Here is an 8,262-nt window from a genome sequence, read left to right as displayed (position 1 = left end):
CTGCACCCACCGCGGCGTTCCGGCGCGGTCGGCCGCGCCGTCGGCGCTGTCGGTGGCCCCTGCCGGGCTGCCGGGCGCAGTGAGCGCGAAGGTCGAGAGGGTCACGAGGGCTGCTGCGGTCCGAGGGAGCATGACTGCGACGTTACGCCGGTGCTGGGACGGCGACGTACCCTTCCCCTCATGTCTCGTCGTTCGAGCGCCTTCGCCCTCACGGTCCTCCTGTCCGCGGTCCTCTCGTTGCTCGCGGGGCCGACGCCCGCCCACGCGACCGAGGTGGACAAGACGATCGGCTACCGCTGCTCGTCCTCGTTCGGCAGCGGCAACAGCGGGGTGCGGATCGAGGTGACGATCCCGGACCAGGTCCGTCGCGGGGTCCAGGTGCCGGGCCGTCAGATCACCTTCAAGATCAAGGTCCCGGCAGACATGGTCGACGTGATGCGCCAGTACAACATCGACACGGTGTCCGCGCAGGGGCGCGCGTCCTACACCGTCGGCGACATCCGGCGGCCCATCAGAACCTCCGCGTGCCGGAGACGGACGTGCCTGCCAGCGGCGGGATGACCCTGCGGGGGACCGGCCGGGCGGCAGCCTTCACCCCGGAGCAGACGGGCACGTTCGCGGTCAAGGTGGCCAAGCGGCTCACCGCGACGGCCACCGCTCGCGGTGGTCTGGCCGGCGGCGGCGTGTCCACCGACCTGACCTGCGCGGTCCGGCGCGGGGAGTCGCGCACCCTGGCGTCCGTCCAGGTCGTCAGCTGACCCGAGTCCGCGTCACCGCCTCTGGTTCGGCACGCCGCTGCGGCGCGCCGTACCCTGGGAGGCGCCATGAACGACGCTGAAGGCCGGGGGACGGTCTATCTCGACCACGCCGCGACCACACCGATGGTCCCGGCGGCGGTGGCGGCGATGACGGCGCACCTCGCCGACATCGGCAACGCCAGCGCGTTGCACGCCTCGGGCCGCCGTGCCCGCCGCGTCGTCGAGGAGTCGCGGGAGACGATCGCGCAGGCGCTCGGCTGCCGTCCCGGCGAGGTGGTGTTCACCTCCGGTGGCACCGAGGCGGACAACCTGGCGGTCAAGGGGCTGTACTGGTCGCGCCGGGCCGCGGACCCTGCCCGGCGCCGGGTCCTCGCCAGCGCGATCGAGCACCACGCGGTCCTCGACCCGCTGCACTGGCTGGCCGACCACGAGGACGCCGTCCTGGAGCTGGTGCCGGTCGACGCCGAGGGCCGGCTCGACACCGCTGCGCTCGCCGCGACGATCGAGCGCGATCCCGCCTCGGTCGCCCTGGTGAGCGTCATGTGGGCCAACAACGAGGTCGGCACCGTACAGCCGCTCGCCGAGGTGGTCGCGGTCGCCTCCACCCACGGCATCCCGGTGCACAGCGACGCCGTGCAGGCGCTCGGGGTGCTGCCCGTCGACTTCGCAGCAGCGGGCATCGACGCCATGACGATCTCCGGACACAAGGTCGGCGGTCCGTTGGGTGTCGGCGCCCTCGTCGTACGACGTGAGCTCGAGCTGACCGCGCTGGTGCACGGCGGCGGCCAGGAGCGTGACGTCCGCAGCGGCACCCTCGACGTCCCGGCCGTGGCCGGCTTCGCCGCTGCGGTGGAGCTGGCGGTGAAGGAGCAGGCCGCCCACGCGTCCCGGCTGGCCGGGCTGCGGGAACAGCTCGTCTCGTCCGTGCAGGCCGTCCTGCCCGACGCCGTCCTCAACGGCGACCCCGTCGACCGGCTGCCCGGCAACGCGCACTTCAGCTTCCCCGGCTGCGAGGGCGACTCGCTCCTCATGCTGCTCGACGCGCGGGGGATCGAGTGCTCCACCGGCTCGGCCTGCTCGGCCGGGGTGCCGCAGCCGTCGCACGTCCTGCTCGCGATGGGCCGCGACGCCGATGCGGCGCGCAGCTCGCTGCGGTTCTCGCTCGGCCACACCAGCACGGCCACCGACGTCGAGACCGTCGTGGCCGCCCTGCCGCCGTGCGTCGAGCGCGCTCGTGCGGCCCGCGCGTGAGAGCCGTCCGATGAAGGTCGTCGCCGCGATGTCGGGCGGGGTGGACTCCGCGGTCGCCGCCGCCCGTGCGGTCGAGGCCGGCCACGACGTCACCGGCATCCACCTCGCACTCTCGCGCAATCCGCAGTCCTACCGGTCGGGCGCGCGCGGCTGCTGCACGATCGAGGACAGCAACGACGCTCGCCGCGCTGCCGACGTGATCGGCATCCCGTTCTACGTCTGGGACCTGTCCGACCGCTTCCACGAGGACGTGGTCGTCGACTTCATGGACACCTACGCCGCGGGTCAGACGCCCAACCCGTGCCTGCGCTGCAACGAGAAGATCAAGTTCGCCGCCGTCCTCGACCGGGCGCTCGCGCTCGGCTTCGACGCCGTCGCCACCGGTCACTACGCGCGCCTGGACACGACGGCCGACGGGGGAGTGGAGCTGCACCGCGCGGTCGACCACGGCAAGGACCAGTCCTACGTCCTCGGCGTCCTCGACGACCGTCAGCTCCGGCACTCGCTGTTCCCGCTCGGCGACACCCCCAAGCAGGAGGTACGACGGGAGGCCGCCGCGCGGGGCCTGCTGGTCGCCGACAAGCCCGACAGCCACGACATCTGCTTCGTCGCCGACGGCGACAGTGCGGGGTGGCTGCGGGAGAAGCTGGGTGACCGGGCGCCCAACCACGGCGGCGCGATCGTCGACGAGACCGGCGAGGTGCTCGGCGAGCACGAGGGGACCTTCGCGTTCACGATCGGGCAGCGCCGGGGCCTGCGGCTCGGCACGCCCGCCCCCGACGGCAAGCCGCGCTTCGTCCTCGACATCGAGCCGGTCTCCGGCACCGTCACCGTCGGACCGCGGGAGCGGCTCGCGGTCGAGCGGATCCGTGCCGACCGGCCGCGCTGGTGCGGCGCACCGCTGGCCTCCGGGACCACCGCCGAGGTCACGGTCCAGCTCCGCGCGCACGGTGACGAGCACCGGGGAAGGGTCCGGGTCGCCGACGACGGCCGCTCGGTCGAGATCGAGCTGACCGACCTCGCGTTCGGCATCGCCCCGGGCCAGGCCGCCGTGCTCTACCAGGGCACGCGCGTCGTCGGCTCGGCCACGATCACTGCCACCGAACGGATACCCGCATGACCCTCGCCACCGGCGTCGGCTCCTTCCCGGGGACCGACCAGCGCGACTTCGACGAGGCCCTCCGGATCGTCCTCGGGGAGCTGGGTGGTGCCGGCATCCCGTTCGTCCCCGAGGTCCCGGGGCGTGGCGTGACCGCCGGGATGGTGGGTCGCACGGTCGGTCTCGTCACCGAGCTCGACGCGGACCTCCAGCCCGCCGGGTGGCGGTTGACCGGGACGTCGGGGGCCCCCGCGATCGACCAGCGTCGCGCCCGCAGCCTGCTGTCGCAGGACCTCGACGCCGTCGAGGAGCAGGTGTCCGCGTACTCCGGTCCCTTCAAGACCCAGGTCGCCGGCCCGTGGACCCTCGCCGCGACCGTCGAACGACCGCGCGGCGACAAGGTGCTCGCCGACCACGGCGCGCGCCGGGACCTCGCCCAGGCCCTGGCGATGGGGGTTGCGGCCCACGTCGCCGACGTACGCCGCCGGGTCCCCGGCGCCGACCGGATCATCGTCCAGGTCGACGAGCCCGCCCTCCCGGCCGTCCTCAGCGGCGCGGTCCCGACCGCCTCCGGCTTCGGCAGGCACCGCACCGTCCACCCGCCGGAGGCGAGCGAGTCGCTCGCCTGGGTGCTCGACGCCGCGCGGGACGCCGGTGCCGAGGCTTGGGTCCACTGCTGCGCTGCCGATGCCCCGCTGGCGCTGCTCCGGGGTGCCGGCGCGACCGGACTGGCGGTGGACCTGTCGCTCGTCGGCGCCGACGGGCACGACCCGCTCGCCGAGGCCCTCGACGCGGGGGAGACGGTCGCGTTGGGGATCGTCCCGACGCAGGCGCCGTACGACGTGAGCGTCACGACGCTGGTGACGTCGGTGCTGCGCTGGCTGGACCTGGTCGGCCTCGACCCGTCCGTCGGCGCGACGCGGCTGGTCGTGTCCCCGGCCTGCGGTCTCGCCGGTGCCGACCTGGCGTGGGCACGGCGCGCGCTCGAGCTCAGCGCCGCGGTCGCGCGCGCGGTCGACGGGTCCGACGCCCACCGGGACGAGTCCTAGGGAGACGGAAAGGCCGGGCCGACCCCGAGAGGTCGACCCGGCCTTCCTGTCCGTCGGGATCAGCCGACGTGGACAGGGCCTTCAGCGGCGTCCGTCGCCAGCTCGGTGTGCTTGACGTCGAGGAAGATCCAGATCACCGCGGACGCGGCGACCATCATGAACGCGCCCACCAGGAACGCTGCACTTCCGCCGGCGGTGAAGCTGCCCTGGAAGATGCCGATGTCGAACAGCGTCGAGGTGCCGCCCGCGACGGGCGTCGACGGGTCGATGCCGGCCTGGGCGAACCCCTCCTTCAGCGGACCGGCGATCTCGTCGGCCCGGTTGTTGGTGAAGTGCAGCGCCACCGTGCTCAGCATCGCGAGCCCGAGTGCCCCGCCGACCTGCTGCATGGTGTTGAGCACGCCGGAGCCGATGCCCGAGTCCTCGGCCTGCACGTGGTGGACCGCGGTGAGGGTCAGCGGCACGAAGACCATGCCCATGCCGATCGCCATCAGCAGGATGAACGGGAACAGCTGGGTCCAGTAGTTCACGCCGGAGCCGAGCGCCTCGTTGGCGCCGAGGGCGCCGAGGATGGCCGAGGGGCTGTCGTCGACCTCGATCCGCGAGTACATGAACAGCGCGGTGCCGGCCAGCAGGGTGCCGGTACCGGCGAGGTAGCGCGGGTCGATGCGGCTGACGAGGTTGGACGACAACGCCGCGCCGATCACGATGCCGAAGGAGAACGGCAGGAACGCGAAGCCGGCCTCGAGCGGGCTGAAGCCCATGATCTGCTGGATGAACAGGCTCAGGTAGAAGAACATCGAGAACATCGCGGCCGGCGCGATCATCATCGCGACGAAGCTCGTGGCCCGGGTGCGGTTGGCGAAGATCCGCATGGGCAGCAGCGGGTGGTCGACCCGCGACTCGATGACGATGAACGTGACCAGCAGGGCGACACCGGCGACGAGCGCGGTGATCGTCTGGACGTGGTCCCAGCCGTAGGCCTCCTCGCCGGCCCGGGAGAGGCCGAAGACGATGCCGAGCAGACCGAGGGTGCCGGTGATGGCGCCGGGGATGTCGAGCCAGCCGCTGTGCTTGTCCGACTCCTTCAGGACGCGCGGGGCGGCGAAGGCGGCGAGCAGGCCGATCGGGACGTTGATGAGGAAGGTGAGCCGCCAGCCGTCGACGCCGAGCGGCTGGTCGAGGCCGGTGAGCCAGCCACCGAGGATCAGGCCGATGGCCGCACCGATGCCGGACATGGTGGCGTACGCCGCCATCGCCCGGTTGCGCTGCGGACCGGCCGGGAACGTGGTGGTGATCAGGGCCAGTGCAGCGGGTGCGGCGAGCGCAGCACCGACGCCCTGCAGGCCGCGCGAGCCGAGGAGCAGGGCCTCGTTCTGGGCGAGACCGCCGAGCAGCGAGCCGATCGAGAACACGGTGAGGCCGGTGATGAAGAGGCGGCGTCGTCCGTAGAGGTCGCCGAGCCGGCCGCCGAGCAGCAGCAGGCCGCCGAAGGCGAGCGCGTAGCCGGTCACGATCCAGGTCAGGTTGGCCTGGGAGATGCCGAGGTCGGCGCCGATGTAGGGCAGCGCGATGTTGGCGATGGTCGAGTCGAGGACGACCATCAGCTGGGCGGTGAGGATGAGGACGAGAGCGAGCCCGGCGTGGGGGACCTTGCTCTTCTCCGCCTCGGGCGCGTCCGGGGAGTTCGCCCCCGCGGCGTCGAGGGACTCGATGTCGGTCATGAGTGGATTTCCTTCGTGGTGGGTCAGCCGCGGATGACGGCCGGCAGGATGAGCTGGTCGAGGATCTTCGCGATCAGCTCAGGGGTCGGGGGTTCCCCGAGGAGGAACGTGCGGTGCAGCGCGATGCCGGGCAGTGCCGCGGCGATGAGGTCGAGATCGAGGTCGTCCTTGATCTCCCCGCGCGCCTGTGCGCGGCGGAACATCTCGGTCGACAGGGCTTTCTTGGGACCGATGAAGTCGCGACGGAAGGCCTCGGCGAACTCCTCGTCACGACCGATCGCGGTGATGACGCTGCCGAGGATGGCGAGCTGGTGCTGGTCGGTGAGGCCGCCCAGGCCGCAGAACGCCTCGACCAGGTCGCCGCGCAGGGTGCCCGTGTCGGGCAGGTTCATCGGTTCCTTCTGCGAGATCAGCGCGTCGATGACGAGCTGAGCCTTGCTGTTCCACCGGCGGTAGAGGGTCGCCTTCGACGCCTTGGCCCGAGTCGCGACGGCGTCCATGGTCAGGCGGTCGTAACCGACCTCGGCCAGGGTGTCGAGCGTCGCGTCGAGGATCTCCTGCTCGCGCTCGCCCTCGACCCGGGGGCGAGCCGGCGCCTCGCCGGTCTGGCTCGGAGTGGGGGACATGCGGAGCACCTCGATCAAGTGGAACGGAACGGTTTCGTTTCATTAGATAGTACGGAACGGTTTCGTTTCGTGCAAGTCCTTTCCTGGGGATCGTCCGTCGACCAGGGGACACCGCCGGGCTGTCGGCTGTGACAGGCAAGATGTCCCCATGAGCGAGACGGCCTCCGGTGTGGTTCCCGACAGCCCGACCGACGAGGCTCGTGAGGAGCACCAGCGGCTCGCCCAGGAGGTCGACGACGCCCGGTGGCGCTACTACGTCCTCGACGACCCGACGCTGTCCGACAACGACTTCGACGTCCGACTGCGTCGGCTCGAGGCGCTCGAGGAGGAGTTCCCCGAGCTCCGTACGCCGGACAGCCCGACCCAGAAGGTCGGCGGCGCGGTCTCGACCGAGTTCACCGCGGTCGACCACCTGCAGCGGATGGAGAGCCTCGACAACGCGTTCTCCGACGACGAGCTCGAGGCCTGGCACGCACGGGTCGCCCGTGACGGCGCGGCGGAGGCGGCGCTCCTGTGCGAGCTCAAGGTCGACGGCCTCGCGATCAACCTGCTCTACGAGAAGGGCCGGTTGGTCCGGGCGCTGACCCGCGGCGACGGCAGGACCGGCGAGGACGTCACGCCCAACGTCCGCACGATCGCCGACGTCCCCGACCGGCTCACCGCCACCGAGGGCTACCCCGTGCCGGACCTGCTCGAGGTCCGCGGTGAGGTCTTCCTCTCGATCGCGGCGTTCGACAAGCTCAATGCGTCCCTCGTCGAGGCCGGCAAGCCGATGTTCGCCAACCCGCGCAACTCCGCCGCCGGCTCGCTGCGCCAGAAGGACCCGAAGGTCACCGCGAGCCGCGACCTCGGCATGGTCTGCCACGGCATCGGCGCCCGCGAGGGCTTCGAGCCCGCCGCCCAGTCGGAGGCCTACGAGGCGCTGCGGGCCTGGGGACTACCGACGAGCGACCGGGTGCGGGTGCTGCCGACGCTCGCCGAGGTCAAGGAGTTCATCGCTTACTACGGCGAGCACCGTCACGACGTCACCGAGCACGAGATCGACGGCGTCGTCATCAAGGTCGACGACGTCGCGCTGCAGCGGCGGCTCGGCTCGACCAGCCGCGCACCGCGCTGGGCGATCGCGTTCAAGTACCCGCCCGAGGAGGTCAACACCAAGCTCCTCGAGATCCGCGTCAACGTGGGCCGGACCGGCCGGGTCACGCCGTACGGCGTGATGGAGCCGACCAAGGTCGCCGGCTCCACCGTCGAGCGGGCCACCCTGCACAACGCCTACGAGGTGAAGCGCAAGGACGTGCGGCCCGGTGACACGATCATCCTGCGCAAGGCCGGTGACGTGATCCCCGAGATCCTCGGACCGGTGCTGGCGCTGCGCCCCGAGGGCCTGCCGGAGTGGGTGATGCCGACGGAGTGCCCGTCGTGCGGGACGACCCTGGCCGAGCAGAAGGAGGGCGACAAGGACCTGCGCTGCCCCAACACGGTGGCGTGCAAGGCGCAGGTCTACGAGCGGGTCTACCACGTCGCCAGCCGCGGGGCCTTCGACATCGAGGGCCTCGGCTCCGAGGCCGCCTACGCCCTGGTCGAGTCGGGCGTCGTGGTCAACGAGGGCGACGTGTTCGACCTCGACGCCGCCAAGCTGCTGCAGACGCCGCTGTTCACCCGCGCCCCGAAGAAGGGTGAGGAGGGGCTCCAGCTCAGCGCCAACGGCGAGGGCCTGCTCGCCAACCTGACCAAGCGCAAGAAGGTGCCCCTGTG

General features: G+C 71.9%; 6 protein-coding genes and 1 pseudogene. 5 read left to right on the top strand and 2 right to left on the bottom strand.

All coding sequences use genetic code 11. From position 1 onward, the window contains the following. The first annotated feature begins 180 nt into the window (after nucleotides 1-180). The 4 genes and pseudogenes from H0487_RS20495 to H0487_RS20475 all read left to right on the top strand — a co-directional run bounded on the left by H0487_RS20495 (nucleotide 181) and on the right by H0487_RS20475 (nucleotide 4,157). A pseudogene (locus H0487_RS20495) lies at nucleotides 181-758 on the top strand (DUF6801 domain-containing protein). A 66-nt stretch (nucleotides 759-824) separates the two neighbouring features. Further along, entirely contained in the window at nucleotides 825-2,009 is a 1,185-nt protein-coding gene (locus tag H0487_RS20485; protein WP_183096076.1) for a cysteine desulfurase family protein, read from the top strand. A gap of 10 nt (nucleotides 2,010-2,019) precedes the next feature. Then, entirely contained in the window at nucleotides 2,020-3,129 is a 1,110-nt protein-coding gene (gene mnmA / locus H0487_RS20480; RefSeq protein WP_183096075.1) for a tRNA 2-thiouridine(34) synthase MnmA, read from the top strand. Then, nucleotides 3,126-4,157 (top strand): methionine synthase, encoded by a 1,032-nt coding sequence (locus H0487_RS20475; protein WP_183096074.1) that lies wholly within the window; start codon nucleotides 3,126-3,128, stop codon nucleotides 4,155-4,157. The genes mnmA and H0487_RS20475 overlap by 4 nt, the downstream gene beginning before the upstream one ends. A 59-nt stretch (nucleotides 4,158-4,216) precedes the next feature. On the opposite strand, the gene H0487_RS20470 is transcribed toward H0487_RS20475, so the two are convergent. Then, nucleotides 4,217-5,881, bottom strand: a complete 1,665-nt coding sequence (locus H0487_RS20470; protein WP_183096073.1) for an MFS transporter — start codon at nucleotides 5,879-5,881, stop codon at nucleotides 4,217-4,219. Between the two features lie 23 nt (nucleotides 5,882-5,904). Beyond that, the gene (locus H0487_RS20465; protein WP_183096072.1) at nucleotides 5,905-6,507 is read right to left on the bottom strand and encodes a TetR/AcrR family transcriptional regulator; all 603 of its coding nucleotides are present in this window, start codon (nucleotides 6,505-6,507) and stop codon (nucleotides 5,905-5,907) included. A 148-nt stretch (nucleotides 6,508-6,655) separates the two neighbouring features. Here H0487_RS20465 and ligA point away from each other — a divergent pair. Beyond that, nucleotides 6,656-8,262, top strand: a 1,607-nt coding sequence (gene ligA, locus H0487_RS20460; RefSeq protein WP_183096071.1) for an NAD-dependent DNA ligase LigA, incomplete at its 3' end; no start/stop codon positions are given.

This window comes from Nocardioides stalactiti (genome assembly GCF_014180715.1).
Lineage (GTDB): Bacteria > Actinomycetota > Actinomycetes > Propionibacteriales > Nocardioidaceae > Nocardioides > Nocardioides stalactiti.
Note: the sequence above shows the minus strand (reverse complement) of the source record. Positions and strands in the feature narration are given on the sequence as shown.